Origin of the sequence: Enterobacter sp. UNJFSC 003, from assembly GCF_036903355.1 — a bacterium.
GTDB lineage: Bacteria > Pseudomonadota > Gammaproteobacteria > Enterobacterales > Enterobacteriaceae > Enterobacter.
The window spans coordinates 1-269 of sequence record NZ_JBAKHK010000180.1; the positions used below are offsets into that span (position 1 = coordinate 1).

The window sequence follows — 269 nt, forward strand, 5'->3', positions numbered from 1 at the left end:
GGCCAAATTCAGTGTGCCACTTCAGCCCTGATTCGACTTTTACAATGACTTATCTGGACGCATGAAGAACGTCAGGAATATACCAATAACAAGCAATGCGACGGAACCGTAGAATGGTAAACTCCAGTTGCCTGTTTTGTCGATAATAATGCCAAAGGCGATAGGTGAAATAATGTCGGCGACAGCGGAACCGGCGTTCATCAATCCGCTGGCAATTCCCACATACTTCGGCGTAATATCCATCGGGACAGCCCGGATAGGCCCAATGG

General features: G+C 48.3%; 1 protein-coding gene. It reads right to left on the reverse strand.

Annotated elements, in window-relative coordinates; translation table 11 throughout:
* Positions 1–39: 39 nt before the first annotated feature.
* Positions 40–269 (reverse strand): MFS transporter (locus tag V5P19_RS23685; protein WP_214465027.1); only part of this gene is annotated, 230 nt, incomplete at its 5' end.